Origin of the sequence: Mycobacterium sp. (genome assembly GCF_049802695.1) — a bacterium.
Lineage (GTDB): Bacteria > Actinomycetota > Actinomycetes > Mycobacteriales > Mycobacteriaceae > Mycobacterium.
In genome coordinates this window covers 1-19,627 of sequence record NZ_JBARMY010000140.1, presented here as the reverse complement: position 1 = coordinate 19,627, position 19,627 = coordinate 1, and the positions used below count along the sequence as shown (strand labels likewise).

Genomic DNA, 19,627 nt, shown 5'->3' with positions numbered 1-19,627 from the left:
CTGGCGTTGAAGGTGGGCGGCGCGAAGCCGCCGTTCAGCAGCGCGCTGGCGAATTTGTCGAAGACCGGCGCATCGTTTGGACGCGAGCCCTCGACCAGGTGCAACTTGGCCAAACCCGGCAACGCCGGGTCGGCGAGCCGGTACAGCACCTCGGTTAGAGCCTCCGGCGATGGCAGCGGAGCTCTCGTGGGCGCCGCGGCCGAGGTGGGTGTCGCGGTCGTCGAAAGTGCGGCCGTCGGCGCCGGCCTGGACTGGCTGTGCAGACACCCCGACAATCCGAGTGCGACGGCGACCGCGCTCACGATTGTCGGGATACGCCGGTGCATTCAGCAGTGATCAGCCCGAGACGGACTGCAGCAGCGTCATGGCCGAGGAGCGAGACAATTTCCAGCCGTCCTCGTTGATGAAGCTGAGGTTACGCGTGCTCGGTGCCAGTCCGGGCCCGCTGGCCGTGACGTCGGCCGAGACGGCGCCCGGGGCGGCCGGCTGGATGTTGGCGATGTTGAATGACAGCGGCAGCTGACCGTTCTGTGCAGCTTTCTGCAGCTTCCGGTCCGCCACATGGCCTTCAACCCCGCCGACACCGCCCTGGATGAGATTGCTCTTGTTGGCAAACGGGACGCCGGGATCCTGCAGGCCGTTGAGGACGCCGACGAGGTCACCGGGGCTCGGCAGGGAAGCGGGATCGAGCGGCAGCGGCGCCCCGACGACAGCCAACTGTGCCTGAGGAACGTTCTGTCTAACAGATGCAATCGAAGTCACACCGGCTGCTGCCGCGCCGATCGCCGCCAGGGCAACCACGCCCGTGGCTAGGAGTTTCAAGGTCACTAGAGTCCTTTCGATCAGGCCGACTTCAAAGCGATGTTAACCCTGAGACCAGAGTGTCGGTTTTCGAGTCCGCGCACGATTGGCCAATCGCCGGTAGCTTTGTTGTATTCCACCGCGCCCACTGCGGCGTAGGAAAGGAGCTAACGATGGGTGAGTCAGAACGGGAACCGTTCAGGAACCCTCGCGAAAGCGACTTGTCGAGCGACGACGCGGCCGAGTTGGAGCAGCTGCGCCGGGAGGCTGCGGTGCTGCGTGAGCAACTCGAAAGTGCTGTCGGATCGCAGGAAGTCGCGCGCGGCGCCCGCGACGCGCATCAGCTCGAGTCTCGGATCGACTCACTTGCTTCCCGCAACGCCAAGTTGATGGACACGCTGAAGGAAGCCCGGCAACAGCTGCTGGCCCTGCGCGAAGAAGTCGACCGACTGGGGCAGCCGCCGAGCGGTTACGGCGTCTTATTGGGGGTGCAGGACGACGACACCGTCGACGTGTTTACCTCCGGCCGCAAGATGCGCCTGACGTGCTCGCCGAACATCGAGACCAAGTCGATGAAGAAGGGGCAGACGGTTCGCCTCAACGAGGCGCTGACCGTCGTCGAGGTTGGCACGTTCGAGTCGGTCGGCGAGATCTCCACCCTGCGGGAGCTCCTGAACGACGGTCACCGCGCCCTGGTCGTCGGCCACGCTGACGAGGAGCGCATCGTCTGGCTTGCCGAGCCGTTGGTCGCCGAGGATCTGCCCGACGGCGCCCCCGACGCCGCCAGCGACGACCTGCGTCCCCGCAAGCTGCGCCCGGGCGACTCGCTACTGGTCGACACCAAAGCCGGATATGCCTTCGAGCGCATCCCCAAAGCCGAAGTCGAAGACCTGGTACTCGAAGAGGTGCCCGATGTCAGCTACGAGGACATCGGCGGCCTGACTCGCCAGATCGAGCAGATCCGCGACGCCGTGGAGCTGCCGTTCCTGCACAAGGAGCTGTACCGGGAGTACGCGCTGCGCCCACCCAAAGGTGTGCTGCTCTACGGTCCACCCGGCTGCGGAAAGACGCTGATCGCCAAGGCGGTGGCCAACTCGCTGGCCAAGAAGATGGCCGAGGTCCGCGGCGACGACGCCCGCGAAGCCAAGTCCTACTTCCTGAACATCAAGGGTCCCGAGCTGCTCAACAAGTTCGTCGGCGAGACCGAGCGCCACATCCGGCTGATTTTCCAGCGCGCCCGCGAGAAGGCCTCCGAGGGCACCCCGGTGATCGTGTTCTTCGACGAGATGGACTCGATCTTCCGCACCCGTGGTACTGGGGTCTCCTCAGACGTCGAGACGACGGTCGTCCCGCAGTTGCTCAGCGAGATCGACGGTGTGGAGGGCTTGGAGAACGTCATCGTGATCGGTGCCTCTAACCGCGAGGACATGATTGACCCGGCGATCCTGCGGCCGGGCCGGCTCGACGTCAAGATCAAGATCGAGCGGCCCGACGCCGAATCGGCGCAGGACATCTTCTCCAAGTACCTCACCGAGGCGCTGCCGGTGCACGCCGACGATCTCGCCGAGTTTGGCGGCGACCGATCGTTGTGCATCAAGGCGATGATCGAGAAGGTCGTCGACCGGATGTACGCCGAGATCGACGACAACCGCTTCCTCGAGGTCACCTACGCGAACGGCGACAAAGAGGTCATGTACTTCAAGGACTTCAACTCCGGGGCGATGATTCAGAACGTCGTCGACCGGGCGAAGAAGAACGCGATCAAGTCGGTGTTGGAGACCGGTCAGCCCGGTCTGCGCATTCAGCATCTGCTTGATTCAATCGTCGACGAGTTCGCCGAGAACGAGGACTTGCCGAACACCACCAATCCCGATGACTGGGCGCGGATCTCAGGCAAGAAGGGCGAGCGGATCGTCTACATCCGCACCCTGGTCACCGGGAAATCGTCGAGTGCCAGCCGGGCTATCGACACCGAGTCCAACCTCGGCCAGTATCTGTAGGTGCAGGTCGCTGCGCCGACACTGAAACCGTGGACACGACACGCCGAGTGGCGTCGCCGCGGTCTCAGTCTCGGCGAGGTTAAACCGTCAGCCGGTCACCAGCGAATAGCTGTTTTTCAAGTCGTCCTGCATGACCTGCGCGGCGTGGGTGGTGGTGTCGATGCGTAATGGGCTGTCCAGCACTCGTGACTGAAAAGTCCATCCGTCTGGCAGGTTGAGCCGCTCGCCGAGTCGGTTCAGGTCGGCCCGCGACAGGTCGGGATCAACGATCTGGCTCCAGGTCTGCATCACCCAGCGTCGGTAAGCGGCGTCTTGCAGTTCGTAGACCTCTTCTCCGGCGTCAAAGGTGAAGACGGTGTGACGGTTGACCTGATTTGCGGTGTAGGGCTCCGGGTTCATCCCGGACAGCAGCACTGTGGCCTGCAGCAGCATCTCGATTCCGCCGAAATTTTTCGTCATCCGAGGGCCTCGCGATTGCTTTTCGATGGAGTTCATCAACCAGTAGCGCGGCCCATTGAGCAGAGCCGCGGACACGCCGTTTTCGGTCGCGATGGCGTGCGGGTCGAGCGCCGACCACAAGTCGGCGGGACAGTCGTTGAGCGGAAAGCTGTTGTAGACGGTGGCTTGTGGACCCGCCTCGCCAGGCGTCACCAGAAGCACTTCGCCGTAGCGCTTCCCGGACAGGCCGGTCACTGGTTCGCGCAGCGCGTCAGCGGACACCAGGGTGAAGTTAATCACTGGCGTCAGCTGCGTCAACCTCGGTCCGTCAGCTGCCTGTCTCAACGGCGCGGCAACGGGGGATCGTTATGCAGGGCCCATACTGAGTCCTCCGGCCGCGAGCACCGACCCGCCAGGGAAGGCGCGCGGGGTGGTTAAGCGATGCGGTGTCCGGAGATTGCCCGGGCGATCATCAGTCGTTGAATCTCGCTGGTGCCTTCGTAGATGGTGAAGATCTTTGCGTCCCGTGCCCAACGTTCGACCGGGTAGTCGCGGGTGTAGCCGTTGCCGCCGAGGATTTGGATCGCGTGTTCGGTGGCGCGGACGGCGACCTCGCTGGCGACGAGTTTGGCCATGCTTCCTTCGGCGTGGTCGAAGCGAACCTTGCGGGCGAGTTGGTTGGAGGCGCGCCAGACCAGCAGCCGGGCGGCGTCGATGTCGGTGGCCAGGTCAGCCAGGCTGAAGGCAATTGACTGGTTGTCGATGATGGGCCGGCCGAATTGCTCGCGGACCTTCGCGTAGTCGAGTGCGTATTCGTACGCGGCTCGGGCAACCCCGAGGGCCATCGCGCCGATGACGGGTCTCGTAGCTTCGAAAGTGGCCATCGCGGCGGACACCCGGATACGACGCCCTTCCCGGATCGCGGCCACCCGCTCGTCGAGGGCGTCTTTGCCGCCCAGGACGTGATCTGCGGGGATCCGGACGTTGTCCAGGACGACTTCGGCGGTATGTGACGCCCGTAGTCCGTGTTTAGCGAACTTCTGGCCTTGACTGAGCCCTGAAGTGCCGGGCGGAACCAGGAACAAGGCGTGCCCGCGTGCCCCTAGGACCGGGTCGGTAACGGCGTTGACGATATGCACTCGGGCAATGCCGCCGTTGGTGGCCCACGTCTTAGTGCCGTTGAGCAGCCATTCGCCGGCGGGGCTGTCGTAGCGGGCATGGGTGCGGATGGCCGCCACGTCGCTGCCCGCCCCGGGCTCACTGACGCACAGTGCTGCGACCGCCAGATCGCCTGGCGTGCCGAAGCATTCGGGAAGCCACGTGCTGATCTGGTGTTCGGTGGCCGCGCCGAACAATGCCCAGACCGGCAGGAATGTGCCCAGCAGGGCTTGACCGATTCCGCCGTCCCCCCAGAAAATCTCCTCAGCGACGACGGGCATGAGCAGACCGGTCGGCTCGTCCCGCATCTGCAGCGCGAACTCGGGGCTATAAAGCCCCGCGGTGGCGGCTTCCTCGATCACCGGCCATGGTGTTGTCTCCCGTTCGTCGTAGTCCGCGGCGACCGGGCGGATATACCTCTCGGCGAAGGCATGCGCCCAGCAGCGAGCCTCGTCGATGTCGGGTGGGAGTTGGAACAGGGCAGGCGTTGCTGCAGCGGTAGTCATCGTGGCGTACTCCTCGGCAGAGTGGTGGGGAGAATCAGCGGAACAGCCGTCAGCGGCCGGTGAACACCGCATCACGGCGGTCGACGAACGACGCAATGCCTTCGGCGCCATCGGCTGTGGCGAACAAGCGGGCGATGTCGGGGCGCAGGTCGGCGATCGCCGCAGCGTCGCCGTGGTCACGGGAGCGGTGGGCCGAGCGCAGGATCGTCTGCACACCCAATGGGGCTGCGCGGTCGGCGATGGTGTGGGCAATGCGCGTCGCCGAGGCCAACGCGCCGGCGCTGTCGTCGGCTAATTCCTGCACCAGACCGATGCGGTGGGCCTCCTCGGCGTCGAACTCGTCGCCGGTCAGTATCCAGCGCATGGCGTTGCCCCAGCCGGTCTCACGGGGAAAGCGCAGTGTCGCCCCGCCGAACGGATAGATTCCGCGGCGCACCTCGAGCTGACTGAAGCGAGCGTCACGCGCCGCGACACGGATGTCGGCGGCCAGCAGAAGTTCGATTCCCAGGGTCATCACCCAGCCGTGGGCAGCAGCGACCAGCGGCGTAGTCCAAGTCCCGTCGAGTCGCCAGGGGTCGCGGCCGTCGGCCGGAAAGGCTGCCTGACCGGCGGCAATCGCGGGTCCGACGTCGACCAGGTCCAGCCCGCCGGTGAAGTGCTCACCGTGCGCATACAAGACTCCGCACCGCACGTCGGCATCCGATTCCAGAATCTCGAAGGCGCGGGCCAACTCGCCGAGCATCGCGAGATTGAACGCATTGCGTTTGTCGGGGCGGTTCAACCCGATCAGCAGCACATGCCCCTGCCGATCGAGGGTGATCGTTTCAAGATCGGTTTCCGATGGCGCCATTGATCGACTCCCAGTTAGTTTCATAATGAGACTCATCGCACGTTAGACCAAGCGATGCAATACTTCCAACTCAGTCGCATGATGAGACTTGCTACGCTGTGGGCATGAGACGAACGGCCTTTGACGGCTGGCCATGTTCGATCGCCCGCACCGTGGATGTTGTCGGCGACGGCTGGACGGCATTAGTTCTGCGAGAAACTTTCTATGGCACGACGCGTTTCGACGACATACAGCAAGCTTTGGGTATCGCCCGCACAACCCTGACCGATCGACTCGGACGTCTGGTCGACTTGGGACTGTTGGAAAAAAGCGCGTATCAGTCCAGGCCGGCGCGCTACGACTACCTTTTAACTGACAAGGGCAGCGACTTCTTCGGCGTTCTGGCGGTGATGAGCCGCTGGGGCGACAAGTGGCTGGCCGACGAGGCTGGAGTCCCGATAGTCCTGCAGCACACTGCGTGCGGCCATGACACGCATGCCGATGTGGTGTGCCATGAATGCCGGCAGCCACTGCAGGCGCAGGATGTCACGCCGCGACCAGGTCCCGGCTACCCGTCACGACTACTCGGCAGATCCGACATTCAGCGCCGATTCGCCTCCGCCGTGACGGCCGGCGACGTCCGCTGAACGGCCCCATCCCGGGCCGCGGACCGCCCGCGCCGCCGTCGCGCCTAGGCTTCAGTCATGCAACGGATTATCGGGACCGAGGTCGAATACGGCATTTCGTCGCCGTCGGACCCGACCGCGAACCCGATCCTGACGTCGACACAGGCGGTGCTGGCCTACGCCGCCGCCGCAGGCATTCAGCGTGCCAAGCGCACCCGCTGGGATTACGAGGTGGAGTCACCGCTGCGCGACGCCCGCGGTTTCGACTTGAGCCGGTCGGCGGGGCCGCCGCCCGTCGTCGACGCCGACGAGGTGGGCGCGGCCAACATGATCCTGACCAACGGCGCCCGGCTCTACGTCGACCACGCGCACCCGGAATACTCCGCGCCGGAATGCACCGATCCGCTGGATGCGGTGATCTGGGACAAAGCCGGCGAACGGGTTATGGAGGCCGCGGCCCGACACGTTGCCAGCGTGCCCGGCGCAGCCAAGCTGCAGCTTTACAAGAACAACGTCGACGGCAAGGGCGCGTCCTACGGGTCGCATGAAAACTACCTGATGAGCCGGCAGACGCCGTTTTCGTCGGTCATCGCCGGGTTGACGCCGTTTCTGGTGTCCCGGCAGGTGATCACGGGCTCGGGGCGGGTCGGTATCGGGCCTGCCGGCGACGAGCCCGGCTTCCAGCTGTCCCAACGGGCCGACTACATCGAGGTCGAGGTGGGGCTGGAAACCACCCTCAAGCGCGGCATCATCAACACCCGCGACGAGCCGCACGCCGACGCCGACCGGTACCGCCGCCTGCACGTCATCATCGGCGACGCCAACCTGGCTGAGACGTCGACGTATCTGAAACTGGGCACCACCGCGCTGGTGCTCGACCTGATCGAAGAAGGGTCGGCGCACGGCATAGACCTCAGCGACCTGGCGCTCGCCCGGCCGGTACACGCCGTGCACGCCATCAGCCGCGACGCGTCGCTGCGCGCCACCGTCGCGCTGGCAGATGGGCGGGAGCTGACCGGCCTGGCCCTGCAACGCATTTACCTCGACCGGGCGGCCAAACTGGTCGACAGCCGCGACCCCGATCCCCGCGCTGCCGACGTCGTGCAGACCTGGGCGGCGGTGCTGGACCAACTCGAACGCGACCCGATGGAATGCGCGGATGTGCTGGACTGGCCGGCCAAGCTGCGGCTGTTCGAGGGTTTTCGCCAGCGGGAGAATCTGGCTTGGTCGGCTCCCCGGTTGCACCTGGTCGACTTGCAGTATTCCGATGTCCGCCTGGACAAAGGCCTCTACAACCGGCTGGTGGCGCGAGGTTCGATGCGGCGTCTGGTCAGTGAGCAGCAGGTGCTCAGTGCGGTCGAGAATCCGCCTACCGACACCCGCGCCTACTTCCGCGGTGAGTGCCTCCGGCGGTTCGGCGCCGACATCGCTGCGGCCAGTTGGGACTCGGTGATCTTCGATCTCGGTGGCGATTCATTGGTGCGCATCCCGACGCTGGAGCCGCTGCGCGGCAGCAAGGCGCACGTCGGGGCGTTGCTGGACTCTGTGGACAGCGCAGTTGAACTGGTCGAACAGCTCACGACCTGACCGTCAGCCGCGGCGGGCGATCGAACCCAGATCCCCCGGCAATGTCGGCCTGGACCGGTAGGGTAGAGAAACCGGCGCGCGAGTGATGCGGCCGATAACCAGCAGGAGGCGGCGATGGCGCAGGAGCAGACGAAGCGTGGCGGTGGCGGCGGCGATGACGACGACCTGACCGCCAGCACCGCCGCGGGCCAGGAACGCCGCGAGAAACTGACCGATGAGACCGACGATCTGCTCGACGAGATCGATGACGTGCTCGAAGAGAATGCTGAGGACTTCGTCCGCGCGTACGTCCAAAAGGGCGGACAGTGACCTGGCCGTTCCGCAATCATCTGGCCACTAATCCAGCACTCCCCGGAGCTTTCCCGAATCCTGTAGACGTGTCCTCTTTCAGCGAATTCCTGCGCCGGCAGGCCCCGGAGCTGCTGCCGGTGGGCGCCGGGCGCGGCGGGGTGTCCGGTGCCGCTGACCAGCTGCCGCATGGGACCACGATTGTCGCGCTGAAACACCCGGGCGGCGTTGTGATCGCCGGTGACCGTCGCTCCACGCAGGGCAACATGATCGCCGGCCGCGACGTCCAGAAGGTCTACATCACCGACGATTACACCGCGACCGGCATCGCCGGTACCGCGGCCATCGCCGTCGAGTTCGCCCGGCTCTACGCCGTCGAGCTCGAGCATTACGAGAAGCTCGAAGGCGTTCCGCTGACGTTCGCCGGCAAAGTCAACCGCCTTGCGATCATGGTGCGGGGCAATCTGGGCGCCGCGATGCAGGGGCTGGTCGCGTTGCCGTTGCTCGCGGGCTTCGACCTCGACGACCCGGACCCGCAGCGGGCCGGGCGCATCGTATCGTTCGACGCCGCCGGCGGCTGGAACATCGAAGAAGAGGGCTATCAGTCGGTGGGTTCGGGCTCGATCTTCGCCAAATCGGCGATCAAAAAGCTGTACTCACAGGTGTCAGACGCCGAATCGGCGCTGCGGGTAGCGGTGGAGGCGCTTTACGACGCCGCCGACGACGATTCCGCCACCGGCGGGCCCGACCTGGTCCGCGGCATCTTCCCGACAGCGGTCGCCGTCGGACCGGACGGCGCCGTGGACGTTGCCGAGCAACGTATCGCCGAGCTGGCCCGCGAGGTCATCCAACGGCGCTCGCGCGCCGACACGTTTGGCCCGGATGCCGAGCCGCGACGGGGTGACGCGTGAGTTTTCCGTATTTCATCTCGCCCGAGCAGGCCATGCGCGAGCGCAGCGAGCTCGCGCGCAAGGGCATTGCCCGGGGACGCAGTGTGGTGGCGTTGGCCTTCGCCGGTGGTGTGCTGTTCGTCGCGGAGAACCCGTCGCGGTCGTTGCAGAAAATCAGTGAGCTTTACGACCGGGTCGGTTTCGCGGCCGCCGGGAAGTTCAACGAATTCGACAACTTGCGGCGCGGCGGAATCCAATTTGCCGACACCCGCGGCTATGCCTACGACCGCCGCGATGTCACCGGTCGGCAATTGGCGAACGTCTACGCGCAGACGCTGGGGTCGATCTTCACCGAACAGGCCAAGCCTTACGAAGTTGAGTTGTGCGTGGCGGAGGTGGCGCATTTCGGCTCGGCGAAACCGCCTGAGCTGTACCGAATCACCTATGACGGATCCATCAACGATGAGCCGCATTTCGTGGTGATGGGCGGCACGACCGAGCCTATCGCCACGGCACTCAAGGACTCCTTTACTGAGAATGCCGACCTGACCGACGCGGTGCGGATCGCGGTCAACGCGCTGCGGGCAGGCAGCGCCGACAGCTCTGGCAGCGATCAGCCCGCCCTCGGGGTGACGTCCTTGGAGGTCGCCATCCTCGACGCCAACCGGCCGCGGCGTGCATTTCGGCGGATCACCGGTTCCGCGCTGGATGCGCTGCTGCCCAAACACGACGGCGCCGGCTCGGCTGACGCAAAGTCGTCGGGCTCGTCGGGCTAGGGATTACGACTTCCCAGCAAACCCGCTTCGAGTGACGCCTGTCCGGGCGTAGTTTGGCGCACAGTGGAGGAGTGGGAGTTGTGGAGGTGCCTGATGAGGGCACTGCGTATTTCGGTCATCGACGCCTTCGTTGGCTCTGGCCTGGCCAGCGAGCACACGTTCGCCGCGGCCAAGACACGCGACGCAGCGGCCATTGCCGCGATCCGCGGCACCGACGATCCAGCACAGGCCAATCGAATCAGGCGCGCCACGCAGCTCGTGAAGGGCTGGGAAGCGGGCGGCGAATTCGCCGCGATGGGCGTGCGCTCGCCCGGTAAACTTTGTTTTCCGCGTTCGCTCTCATAGCGTCATTGCACGCCACCGGCGAAGGGTAGCCTAACAAGGTGTTACGCCGCGAGCCTGCTAATAGGCGGCCGACCGTTGGCATTTTCCTGCGAGTGGCGCGCCTCGTGGTGCGCCGACCGTTGATTGTCATCGGCTTCTGGGTGGCGCTGGCGGCCGTGCTGTCGGTGACGTTTTCCCCGTTGGCGCTCGTGGTCCGCGACCGTACCGAAGAAATCCTGCCGAGTGACGCGCCGGTTGAGGTCGCGACCAGGCAGATGACCGCCTCGTTTCACGAAACGGAGCCGCAAAACATCGCGGTGGTGGTGCTCACCGACGAGCACGGGCTGACACCCGCCGACGAACACGTCTACCGCACGCTGGTCGACAGGTTGCGGCAGGACACCCGCGACGTCGTCATAGTGCAAGACTTCATCACTACCCCCCCGCTGCGTGAAGTCTTCGCCAGCCAAGACAATAAAGCGTGGCTTATACCGGTCGGCATTGCCGGAAAGGTGCCTTCAGTCAAATTCAGTGAGGCATATGCGCGGGTTGTCGAGATCGTCAACCAGACAGTCGAGCAGGTGCCAAAGGGATCCACCCTGGCCGCGAACATGGCCGGAATTCCGGCCACCGCCTTCGAACTTGGCGAAATCGGGGAACGCGACCTGCGTCTGATCACGACTGCGACCGTCATCATGGTGCTCTTGATCTTGTTAGTGATCTACCGAAACCCCGTCACCATGCTGCTGCCGCTGGCGACCATCGGAATATCTATGGTGGCTGCACAGCAAGTCGTTGCCGCACTGGCGGGGGTAGGCCTGGGTATTTCGCAGCAGACGGTCGTGTTCATGACCGCGATAATGATGGGTGCCGGCGTCGACTATGCGGTGTTCCTGATCAGCCGCTACCACGAACACCTGCGGCGCGGTCTGGATTCCGACCAAGCTGTCGCGCGGGCATTGACGGGCATCGGTAAGGTAATCGCCGCCTCCGCGGCTACCGTGGCGGTCACGTTTCTGGGCATGATTTTCACTCGCCTGGAGCTGTTTTCCACGATTGGGCCAGCGCTGGCTCTCGCGGTCTCGGTCGCATTTCTGGCCGCGGTCACCTTACTGCCGGCGCTCATGGTGGTTGCCGGGCGGCGCGGATGGATAGCCCCGAAGAAAGATCTCACCAGCCGGTTGTGGCGGCGTTCCGGAATTCACATTGTGCGGCGCCCGGTGGCGCACCTGGTTGCCAGTCTGGGCATTCTGATTTTCCTGGCCAGTTGTTCGACGCTGATGCGCGTCAGTTACGACGACCGCAAGAGCTTGCCAGCGTCGGCCAAAAGCAACATCGGATTCGCGGCGATTGACCGCCATTTCCCGGCGAGTTCGATGACCCCGCAGTACCTTCTCGTCCAATCTCCGCATGACTTGCGCACACCCAAGGCGCTGGCGGACCTCGAGCAGATGGCGCAGCGGGTCAGTCAGCTGCCTGGTATCGCGATGGTGCGCGGCATCACCCGGCCGACGGGCCAACCGCTGGAACAAGCCACGTTGAGTTGGCAGGCCGGCGTGGTCGGTGACAAGCTCTCGGACGCAGCGAATCGCATCGCCGGCGCCAAAGGCGACCTTGACGCTCTAACGGGCGGTGCGCGCCAGCTCGCCGACAGTCTCGGCACCGTACGCAGCCAAGTGAGCCAGGCGGTAGCGGTGGTCAGCGGTCTCGCCAACACACTCGCCGGCATCGAGAACCAACTTGCAAGCTCCAAGACCGTCCAGGACATTGAAAGGCTGGTCGCGAGCATGCGCTCCGCGGGTAACTCGATGGGCGCGAACGTCGGGAACCTCAAAGTTGAGTTAAACGCGATCGGTCCTGTGCTGGCTGGGCTGAATGCCAGCCCGGTGTGCGCCGGAGATCCGGCCTGCAGCAATGCGCGCGACCTGCTGCAGCGCTTGGTCGACAGCGGCAACAGCGGACAGCTCGACACGGTCGCCGATCTTGCTCGGCAGCTGCAGTCCATCCCCGGCGCCCAGGACTTGGAGGCCACGCTGCAGAGTGTTGGTGCGTCCCTCGGTCGAGCGGTCCAGACGGTCGATGCCCTGGGCCTCGACAACGCCGGCGCGCTGCAGAACAACATAACGACTATCCAGCAAGGCGCGAACGCCCTGGCCAACGGAAGCGAGCAAGTGGCGGACGGCGTGCAGACATTGAGTGACCAGACCAAACAGGTCGGTGGCGGTCTATCCGACGCGGCGGCCTTGTTGTTGGCGGTGAAACTCAATGCGTCGCAGCCGAGCATGGCTGGTTTCTACATTCCACCGCAGGTGATGGCGGACAACCGGTTCAAAGATCTCGCCGGGGTGTTCATGTCACCCGACGGACATGCGGTGCGCTACTTGGTGCAGTCGAAGCTGGAGCCGTTCGAAGCGAAGGCGATGGACCAGGTCAAGTCAATTGCCGACACGGCGCGGGGTGCGCAGCCCAACACGTCGCTGGCCGATGCGTCGATATCAACGGCGGGCCTGACGCCGACGAGCAGCGAAATGCGCGATTACTACGACCATGACCTGCGGTTCATCGTCGGCATGACCATCGCGGTTGTGTTCGCGATCCTGGTACTGCTGCTGCGGGCGGTCCTGGCGCCGCTGTATCTCGTTGGCACAGTGGTTCTTTCGTATCTTTCGGCGCTGGGTATCGGTGTTATCGTATTCCAGTTCATCGGTGGTCAACCACTTGCTTGGAACGTGCCCGGACTAGCCTTCATCATCTTGGTCGCCGTCGGCGCGGACTACAACATGTTGTTGATTTCGCGGATTCGCGACGAATCCCCGCACGGGATTCGGTCCGGTGTCATTCGCACTGTTGGCACGACCGGAGGCGTGATCACGTCTGCAGGTCTGATCTTCGCCGCGTCGATGTTCGGCCTGCTGTTCGCCAGTCTGAGCGCCATGGTCCAAGTGGGCTTCGTCATGGGCGTCGGCCTGCTGCTGGACACCTTCCTGGTACGCACCATCACTGTGCCGGCACTGGCGGTGCTGGCTGGGAAGGGGAACTGGTGGCCGTCGAAGTGGCTACCGTCGAAGCAACGGGAGCGAGCGCGTGCCGATCGCGATGCACCAGGTTGGCTGACGGTGGCCGCTGCATCCAAGAAAGCCACCGCAGCGGGCCCGTCCGATCAGGTCACGCCAGCCCGGGCATCCGATCAGGGCAACGCGGCAGATCCATCCGACCAACGGGCCATGGCCGGTCGATCTCGTCAGCTGGCCGCAGCCGGTACCGGCCCGAAAGCATGGGTTTGGACATCGTCTTCCGGGCAGAACTGGCTGCGGTGGCCGTAGGCCTAGGATAGATCGTGAGGGAAGGACACGAATAACCACCTACAGCGGGGGCTGCTTCTGGGTTATGTCGGCACTGATCGGCAAGCGGCCAGACGTGGTATCCACCCCGGTCGGCTACTCCGGCCGTGACGCCAACGCAACTACCGTAATCACGGCACGCACGCATGCCCGATGGTCGTCACCGCAGTTTGGGTCATTAGTTGCCTCGATGCACACGGTCCGCCCGCCGTCCTTAGGGGTGACAACGCCCGGGAGTGCACAGAGGACACCAGCCCCGTCGAAATCGCCGCCGACCGGTACACCTCGCCGGCGAACGGATTCCGGCATAAATCCGCCGTACCGGAATCGACGTTCGGGGACACCGAGCTTAACCGCGTATTTCCGTCGTAGCGGTTGTACAGTCACGGCAACGACAGTTCGGACTGCGTGTGAGCCCCGAGGTTTATTCAATGACGGCGACAAGAGACGCTGCACGGACTATCCGTAATCCCGTCGGCTGCATGCGAGATCTGCCCTTGCGCCGGCAAAGTGCTGCGCCGCGCCCGCCCGGGCCGCGTGGGCGGCCCTTTGTCATCGAGTGCGGCCGCGGGGCGGTCACCCTGCTCCGTGATGCGGCCCACCCGAGGCTGGCTAGCATGGGCCAGGGCGCCAGGTCCGCGACCGAGGACGGCTACGCGCTGGCCGAACTTCTTGCCCGGGTGCCCTACCCCGCTGCGGCGCTGCGCACATACGAGGACCTGCGCCGCAAGCGCACCCGGTTAAAGGGCTTGCGGCGGCTGGCCAAAGCGGCGCGCAACCGCGGGCTGCGCCTGGCGCCGACGTGCGTCCTGACGCCGCAAACTGTCCGTCCCATGTGGTTCGATAAGGCGTGGACCGCGTTGTGACAACGCAGCTGTGCCGCCCGTTGAGCCCGCAGGAACGGTGGTACTGGATCGCCAATCAGCTTTCCCCGCTCAACGTCATTTCGCGGGTGCGTGTCCACGGCAAAATCTCGCATGACCTGCTCGAAGCGGCGGCGGCCGCGCTGGCCGCCGAATACCCGGTGCTGCGGGTTGCGATCACCGCCGAGGCCGACGGAACCAATCCCTCCTACCTGCCGTCCACGCGGCCGATCGGCATCCGCACGCTGACCGGTGACGACGTCGAATGGCAACGGCAGGTCGACAGCTACGAGCTGGCCACGTCGCTGGACTGGCACACCGGTCCGCTGGTCCGTCTTATGCACATAGTAGGAAACTCCGGCGACGTGCACGATCTGGTGCTGACCGGGTCGCACATCGCTGTTGACGGCTTCACCGTGATTTGGTTGATTATCAGGCTGCTCCAGCACGCCGACCGTCTGAGCCGGTCACCTGGCGACACCCAGACGATCTCACGGCCGGCGGTCGGCGCCCCCGAAGATTTGTTACCCGCCCGCTATCGCGGTGTCCGGGGCTTCGCCAGGATCGCGAGCAGCGTTGTCGCCGACGGGCTCGTCACTGCGATCACCCGGCCGCGACGGCTGCGACCGGAGACACCCGTCCCGCCGTCCCAGCGCCGGACCAGACTCTTGTGCCGTAACCTGTCAGGCAGTCAGCTGGACGCACTGATCCGGCGTTGCCATGCCGAAGGTGTCACCGTACACGGCGCACTGGCGGCGGCCATGGCAATGGCGATCGGACCGATAGCCGCGCAAAAAGATTCGGGCTGGATAGCCATCAACTCACCGGTCGACTGCCGCGTCGCAGCGGTCCCCCCGGTTCCCTTCGACGAAGCCGGTGCCTTCGTGTCCTCGTTGACGCCGATCGTGCGCTTCGGCGGTGGCCGGGATCTATGGTCGATCGCCCAGCAGGTCAACCGGTCGATGCGTCGACGCGTGCGATTCGGTCAGCATCTCGCGGCGCAGAACGCTGTGCGGTACATAGCTCCCGCCTCGCTCGACAGCGGCGCGCGCGTCATTGGCCGATTGGAACGTCTCGGTGTTACCCCTAACATTGCCCTGACGAACGTCGGTCGCCTCGACTTCCTTCCGGCGCGGGTCGGCGAATGGTCCCTGTCCGGCGGCCAGGGCGCGGGTAGCCTATCGGTCGGCGGCTACCTTCTGGCGGCGGCCGGTACCGTCCACGGCCAACTGTTTTGGAATTTCACCTACGTCGACGGGATTGTGTCGCAGCCGACCGCGCAGCAGTTCGCGGACGCTGCTGTGGCGACACTGCTGGACGCACTTCAATAAAGGTCGTAGCGACGCTCAGCTGCAAGTCACCAAGCGGTCAGCGTCTGGGGATAACAGGCCGTCGCGGTCGACCTGTTCGGCGACGTCAAGACCTGGAGGCCCCGCCACCGGCGGACCCGACCTGGCCCGCGAGGTCATCCAACGGCGCTCGCGCGCCGACACGTTCGGACCGGATGCCGAGCCGCGACGGGGTGACGCGTGAGTTTTCCGTATTTCATCTCGCCCGAGCAGGCCATGCGCGAGCGCAGCGAACTCGCGCGCAACGGCATCGCACGGGGGCGCAGTGTGGTGGCGTTGGCCTTGGCCGGTGGTGTGCTGTTCGTCGCGGAGAACCCGTCGCGGTCGCTGCAGAAGATCAGCGAGCTTTACGATCGGGTCGGTTTCGCGGGCGCTGGGAAGTTCAACGAGTTCGACAACCTGCGGCGCGGCGGGATCCAGTTCGCCGATACCCGTGGCTATGCCTACGACCGCCGCGACGTCACCGGTCGGCAGCTGGCCAACGTTTACGCACAGACGCTGGGGACCATCTTCACCGAACAGGCCAAACCGTACGAAGTCGAGTTGTGCGTGGCCGAGGTGGCGCATTTCGGCGAGACGAAACCGCCTGAGCTGTACCGGATCACCTACGACGGGTCGATCGCCGACGAGCCGCACTTCGTGGTGATGGGCGGCACCACCGAGCCGATCACCACGGCGTTGAAGGACACCTATGAAGAAAACGCCGACCTCACCGACGCGCTGCGCATCGCGGTCGACGCGCTGCGCTCTCCCAGCGGCGACAACTCCGCCGGCGACCAGCCCAAGCTCGACGTTTTGTCCCTGGAGGTGGCCATTCTCGACGTGAACCGGCCCCGGCGGGCGTTCCGGCGGATCGCCGGGTCGGCACTGGAAGGGCTGCTTCGCCAGTGCCCAGGAGTCCAGCGCCGACGACGCCAAGCCGTCCAAGTAGTTCACACCGAAAGCCCCGACGGCGCGGCTTGCGCACCCTCAGGTGCCGACACCCAGTACGCTCGTTATTGTGCAGCGACGAATCATGGGCATCGAGACCGAATTCGGTGTCACCTGCACGTTTCACGGCCATCGTCGGCTGAGCCCGGACGAGGTGGCCCGCTACCTGTTCCGCCGGGTGGTCTCGTGGGGCCGCAGCTCGAACGTTTTCCTCCGCAACGGCGCGCGGCTCTACCTCGACGTGGGCAGCCATCCCGAGTACGCGACCGCCGAATGCGACAGCCTGATCCAGTTGGTCACCCACGACCGCGCCGGCGAGCGGGTGCTCGAAGACCTGCTCGTCGACGCTGAACAGCGGCTGAGCGACGAAGGCATCGGCGGCGATATCTACCTGTTCAAGAACAACACCGACTCCGCCGGCAACTCCTACGGCTGCCACGAGAACTATCTGATCGTGCGGGCCGGTGAGTTCTCCCGTATCTCCGATGTGCTGCTGCCGTTCCTGGTCACCCGTCAGCTGATCTGCGGTGCCGGCAAGGTGCTGCAGACGCCGAAAGCGGCCACCTTCTGCCTCTCCCAGCGCGCCGAGCACATCTGGGAGGGTGTCTCGTCGGCCACCACCCGCAGCCGTCCGATCATCAACACCCGTGACGAGCCGCACGCCGACGCCGAGAAGTACCGGCGCCTGCACGTCATCGTCGGCGACTCCAACATGTGCGAGACCACGACCATGATCAAGCTGGGCACCGCAGCGCTGGTGCTGGAGATGATCGAAGCCGGAGTGCCGTTCCGGGACTTCTCGCTGGACAACCCGATCCGGGCCATCCGCGAGGTCAGCCACGACGTCACCGGCCGGCGTCCGGTGCGGCTGGCGGGCGGGCGTCAGGCCAGTGCCCTGGACATCCAACGCGAGTACTACAGCCGCGCCGTCGAGCACTTGCAAACCCGCGAGCCCAACGCGCAGATCGAGCAGGTCGTCGACCTGTGGGGGCGTCAGCTCGACGCCGTCGAGAGCCAGGACTTCGCAAAGGTCGACACCGAGATCGACTGGGTGATCAAGCGGAAGCTGTTCCAGCGCTACCAGGACCGCTACAACATGGACCTGTCCGACCCCAAGATTGCGCAGCTCGACCTGGCCTACCACGACATCAAACGCGGTCGGGGAGTCTTCGACCTGCTGCAGCGCAAAGGCCTGGCATCCCGGATCACCACCGACGAAGAGATCGACGAGGCCGTCGACCAGCCGCCGCAGACCACCCGAGCCCGGTTGCGCGGCGAGTTCATCAGCGCAGCGCAGGCCGCCGGCCGTGATTTCACCGTCGACTGGGTGCACCTCAAACTCAACGACCAGGCGCAGCGCACGGTGTTGTGCAAGGACCCGTTCCGTGCGGTCGACGAGCGGGTCAAGCGGCTGATCGCCAGCATGTAGCTCCCGTCCAAGCGTGGCGCCGCCGCGGTGTGGCGCGCTTGTGATCTCTGGGCGTGTCGGCGCGGCTTGTTGCTTTAACCTGGTGGGAATGGCGACCTCGAAAGTCGAGCGACTGATGAACTTGGTCATCGCCCTGCTCTCGACCCGCGGCTACCTCAGTGCCGAGAAGATCAGATCGAACGTGGCGGGTTACTCGGAAAGTCCCAACGCCGAAGCGTTCTCCCGGATGTTCGAGCGTGACAAGAACGAGCTGCGCGATCTCGGCATTCCGCTGGAAACCGGCAGGTTGTCGTCGTTCGACCCTACCGAGGGCTACCGGATCAACCGCGACGCCTACGCGCTGCCACCGGTCGAGCTGACGCCCGACGAGGCGACCGCGGTGGCGGTCGCGACCCAGCTGTGGGATTCGCCCGAACTGATCACCGCCACCCAGGGAGCGCTGCTCAAGTTGCGGGCGGCCGGAGTGGATCTGGATCCGAACGCCCCGGTGTCGATCGCCGCGCCGGCGGGCCAACCCGGCCTTCGCGGCTCGGAAGGCGCTCTGGGGAAGCTGTTGTCGGCCATCGACTCCGGGCAGGCGGTGCAGTTTTCGCACCGGCCGTCGCGTACCGAGCCATATGCCACCCGCACCGTCGAACCGTGGGGAGTCCTCACCGAACGGGGTCGCTGGTACCTGGTTGGACACGACCGTGACCGCGACGCCACCCGGGTGTTTCGGCTGTCCCGGATCGGCGCCGACGTGACGCCGATCGGTCCGGCCGGTGCGGTGACCCGGCCCGACGGCGTGGATCTGCGCAAGATCGTGGCGGGAGCCGTCACGGAAGTCGCTGCGGGACCGGCCGGTACGACGGCGACGGTCTGGGTGGCCGACGGCCGGGCCACCGCTCTGCGACAGGCCGGAACGTCCATCGGGCCGCAGCAACTGGCCGGCCGCGACGGTGAGGTATTCGAGCTCGTCGGGGCCGGCGACTGGCTGGTCCGCGAGATCGCCGGTTACGGCGCCGACGCCGTCGTGCTGGAACCGTCGGCGCTGCGCGGCGATGTGCTGGCCCGGTTGAGCGCCCAGGCCCAGCGCGATGAGGAGGAGCGGCGCAGATGACTCTGATTTCCACGCGCCTGGTGCGGCTGCTCAACATGGTGCCGTACTTTCAGGCCAACCCGCGGATCACCCGCGCCGAAGCCGCCGCGGACCTCGGCGTGTCGGCGAAGCAGCTCGAGGACGACCTCAACCAGCTGTGGCTGTGCGGTCTTCCCGGTTACGGGCCCGGCGACCTGATCGACTTCCAATTCTCCGGGGACACCATCGAAGTGACGTTCTCGGCCGGCATGGACCGGCCGCTGCAACTCACCTCGCCGGAAGCCACCGGTCTGTTGATGGCGCTGCGGGCGCTGGCCGACATTCCCGGCGTCGTCGACCCCGAGGCGGCGCGCAGCGCGATCGCCAAAATCGAGTCGGCAGCCGGTGCGGTCGGGAAAGCCTTTCCCCGGCACG

General features: G+C 65.4%; 16 protein-coding genes and 4 pseudogenes. 15 read left to right on the top strand and 5 right to left on the bottom strand.

Annotated elements, in window-relative coordinates:
• Together WA317_RS05570 and WA317_RS05565 are read right to left on the bottom strand one after the other, a co-directional pair.
• Positions 1-302, bottom strand: a pseudogene (locus WA317_RS05570) (hypothetical protein); the annotation flags it as partial.
• A gap of 34 nt (positions 303-336) precedes the next feature.
• Positions 337-828, bottom strand: coding sequence for a hypothetical protein (locus tag WA317_RS05565; RefSeq protein ID WP_425172086.1), 492 nt, complete (start codon positions 826-828; stop codon positions 337-339).
• 146 nt (positions 829-974) lie between these two features.
• Here WA317_RS05565 and arc point away from each other — a divergent pair, with 146 nt between their 5' ends.
• Positions 975-2,801: a proteasome ATPase gene (arc, locus tag WA317_RS05560; protein WP_425172085.1), complete on the top strand. Its 1,827-nt coding sequence runs from the start codon at positions 975-977 to the stop codon at positions 2,799-2,801.
• An 87-nt stretch (positions 2,802-2,888) separates the two neighbouring features.
• Here the strand turns inward: arc and WA317_RS05555 are convergent, their stop codons facing one another.
• The 3 genes from WA317_RS05555 to WA317_RS05545 form a co-directional block, all read right to left on the bottom strand.
• Entirely contained in the window at positions 2,889-3,506 is a 618-nt protein-coding gene (locus WA317_RS05555; protein WP_425172087.1) for a hypothetical protein, read from the bottom strand.
• Positions 3,507-3,673: 167 nt separating this feature from the next.
• On the bottom strand, positions 3,674-4,903 hold the full coding sequence (locus tag WA317_RS05550) for an acyl-CoA dehydrogenase family protein (protein WP_425172084.1): 1,230 nt from the start codon (positions 4,901-4,903) through the stop codon (positions 3,674-3,676).
• A gap of 49 nt (positions 4,904-4,952) precedes the next feature.
• On the bottom strand, positions 4,953-5,753 hold the full coding sequence (locus WA317_RS05545; protein WP_425172083.1) for a crotonase/enoyl-CoA hydratase family protein: 801 nt from the start codon (positions 5,751-5,753) through the stop codon (positions 4,953-4,955).
• A 104-nt stretch (positions 5,754-5,857) separates the two neighbouring features.
• Between WA317_RS05545 and WA317_RS05540 the strand changes: the two genes are divergently transcribed.
• From WA317_RS05540 to WA317_RS05475, 14 genes and pseudogenes are all read left to right on the top strand, one after another.
• Positions 5,858-6,379, top strand: a complete 522-nt coding sequence (locus WA317_RS05540) for a winged helix-turn-helix transcriptional regulator (protein ID WP_425172082.1) — start codon at positions 5,858-5,860, stop codon at positions 6,377-6,379.
• A gap of 57 nt (positions 6,380-6,436) precedes the next feature.
• A complete protein-coding gene (dop, locus tag WA317_RS05535) occupies positions 6,437-7,945 on the top strand; it encodes a pup deamidase/depupylase (RefSeq protein ID WP_425172081.1) in 1,509 nt (502 codons plus the stop codon).
• Between the two features lie 114 nt (positions 7,946-8,059).
• Positions 8,060-8,254 carry a ubiquitin-like protein Pup gene (locus WA317_RS05530; RefSeq protein WP_422224525.1) on the top strand — a complete coding sequence of 65 codons (195 nt, stop codon included), beginning with the start codon at positions 8,060-8,062 and terminating at the stop codon, positions 8,252-8,254.
• Complete coding sequence (gene prcB, locus WA317_RS05525; protein ID WP_425172080.1) at positions 8,251-9,144, top strand: proteasome subunit beta; 894 nt, start codon at positions 8,251-8,253, stop codon at positions 9,142-9,144. Before WA317_RS05530 ends, prcB begins: the two co-directional genes overlap by 4 nt.
• A complete protein-coding gene (gene prcA / locus WA317_RS05520; protein WP_425172079.1) occupies positions 9,141-9,899 on the top strand; it encodes a proteasome subunit alpha in 759 nt (252 codons plus the stop codon). The genes prcB and prcA (WA317_RS05520) overlap by 4 nt, the downstream gene beginning before the upstream one ends.
• A gap of 93 nt (positions 9,900-9,992) precedes the next feature.
• Positions 9,993-10,244, top strand: a complete 252-nt coding sequence (locus WA317_RS05515) for a hypothetical protein (RefSeq protein ID WP_425172078.1) — start codon at positions 9,993-9,995, stop codon at positions 10,242-10,244.
• A 92-nt stretch (positions 10,245-10,336) separates the two neighbouring features.
• On the top strand, positions 10,337-13,546 hold the full coding sequence (locus WA317_RS05510; protein ID WP_425172077.1) for an RND family transporter: 3,210 nt from the start codon (positions 10,337-10,339) through the stop codon (positions 13,544-13,546).
• A 64-nt stretch (positions 13,547-13,610) separates the two neighbouring features.
• Positions 13,611-13,711, top strand: a pseudogene (locus WA317_RS05505) (hypothetical protein); the annotation flags it as partial.
• 470 nt (positions 13,712-14,181) lie between these two features.
• Complete coding sequence (locus WA317_RS05500) at positions 14,182-14,430, top strand: hypothetical protein (protein ID WP_425172076.1); 249 nt, start codon at positions 14,182-14,184, stop codon at positions 14,428-14,430.
• Complete coding sequence (locus tag WA317_RS05495) at positions 14,427-15,758, top strand: phthiocerol/phthiodiolone dimycocerosyl transferase family protein (protein WP_425172075.1); 1,332 nt, start codon at positions 14,427-14,429, stop codon at positions 15,756-15,758. Before WA317_RS05500 ends, WA317_RS05495 begins: the two co-directional genes overlap by 4 nt.
• Before the next feature lie 198 nt (positions 15,759-15,956).
• A pseudogene (gene prcA / locus WA317_RS05490) lies at positions 15,957-16,658 on the top strand (proteasome subunit alpha); the annotation flags it as partial.
• A gap of 118 nt (positions 16,659-16,776) precedes the next feature.
• The gene (gene pafA / locus WA317_RS05485) at positions 16,777-18,135 is read left to right on the top strand and encodes a Pup--protein ligase (RefSeq protein WP_425172074.1); all 1,359 of its coding nucleotides are present in this window, start codon (positions 16,777-16,779) and stop codon (positions 18,133-18,135) included.
• 88 nt (positions 18,136-18,223) lie between these two features.
• Positions 18,224-19,234: a helix-turn-helix transcriptional regulator gene (locus tag WA317_RS05480; RefSeq protein ID WP_425172073.1), complete on the top strand. Its 1,011-nt coding sequence runs from the start codon at positions 18,224-18,226 to the stop codon at positions 19,232-19,234.
• A pseudogene (locus WA317_RS05475) lies at positions 19,231-19,627 on the top strand (protein pafC); the annotation flags it as partial. The gene WA317_RS05480 and the pseudogene WA317_RS05475, both read left to right, overlap by 4 nt.

What these genes read in the sequence shown, in the direction of transcription:
- arc (WP_425172085.1), top strand. Translation starts at nt 975, where the DNA reads ATGGGTGAGTCAGAACGGGAACCGTTCAGGAACCCTCGCGAAAGCGAC.
- WA317_RS05550 (WP_425172084.1), bottom strand. Translation starts at nt 4,903, where the DNA reads ATGACTACCGCTGCAGCAACGCCTGCCCTGTTCCAACTCCCACCCGAC.
- WA317_RS05545 (WP_425172083.1), bottom strand. Translation starts at nt 5,753, where the DNA reads ATGGCGCCATCGGAAACCGATCTTGAAACGATCACCCTCGATCGGCAG.
- WA317_RS05540 (WP_425172082.1), top strand. Translation starts at nt 5,858, where the DNA reads ATGAGACGAACGGCCTTTGACGGCTGGCCATGTTCGATCGCCCGCACC.
- dop (WP_425172081.1), top strand. Translation starts at nt 6,437, where the DNA reads ATGCAACGGATTATCGGGACCGAGGTCGAATACGGCATTTCGTCGCCG.
- WA317_RS05530 (WP_422224525.1), top strand. Translation starts at nt 8,060, where the DNA reads ATGGCGCAGGAGCAGACGAAGCGTGGCGGTGGCGGCGGCGATGACGAC.
- WA317_RS05515 (WP_425172078.1), top strand. Translation starts at nt 9,993, where the DNA reads ATGAGGGCACTGCGTATTTCGGTCATCGACGCCTTCGTTGGCTCTGGC.
- WA317_RS05500 (WP_425172076.1), top strand. Translation starts at nt 14,182, where the DNA reads ATGGGCCAGGGCGCCAGGTCCGCGACCGAGGACGGCTACGCGCTGGCC.
- WA317_RS05480 (WP_425172073.1), top strand. Translation starts at nt 18,224, where the DNA reads ATGGCGACCTCGAAAGTCGAGCGACTGATGAACTTGGTCATCGCCCTG.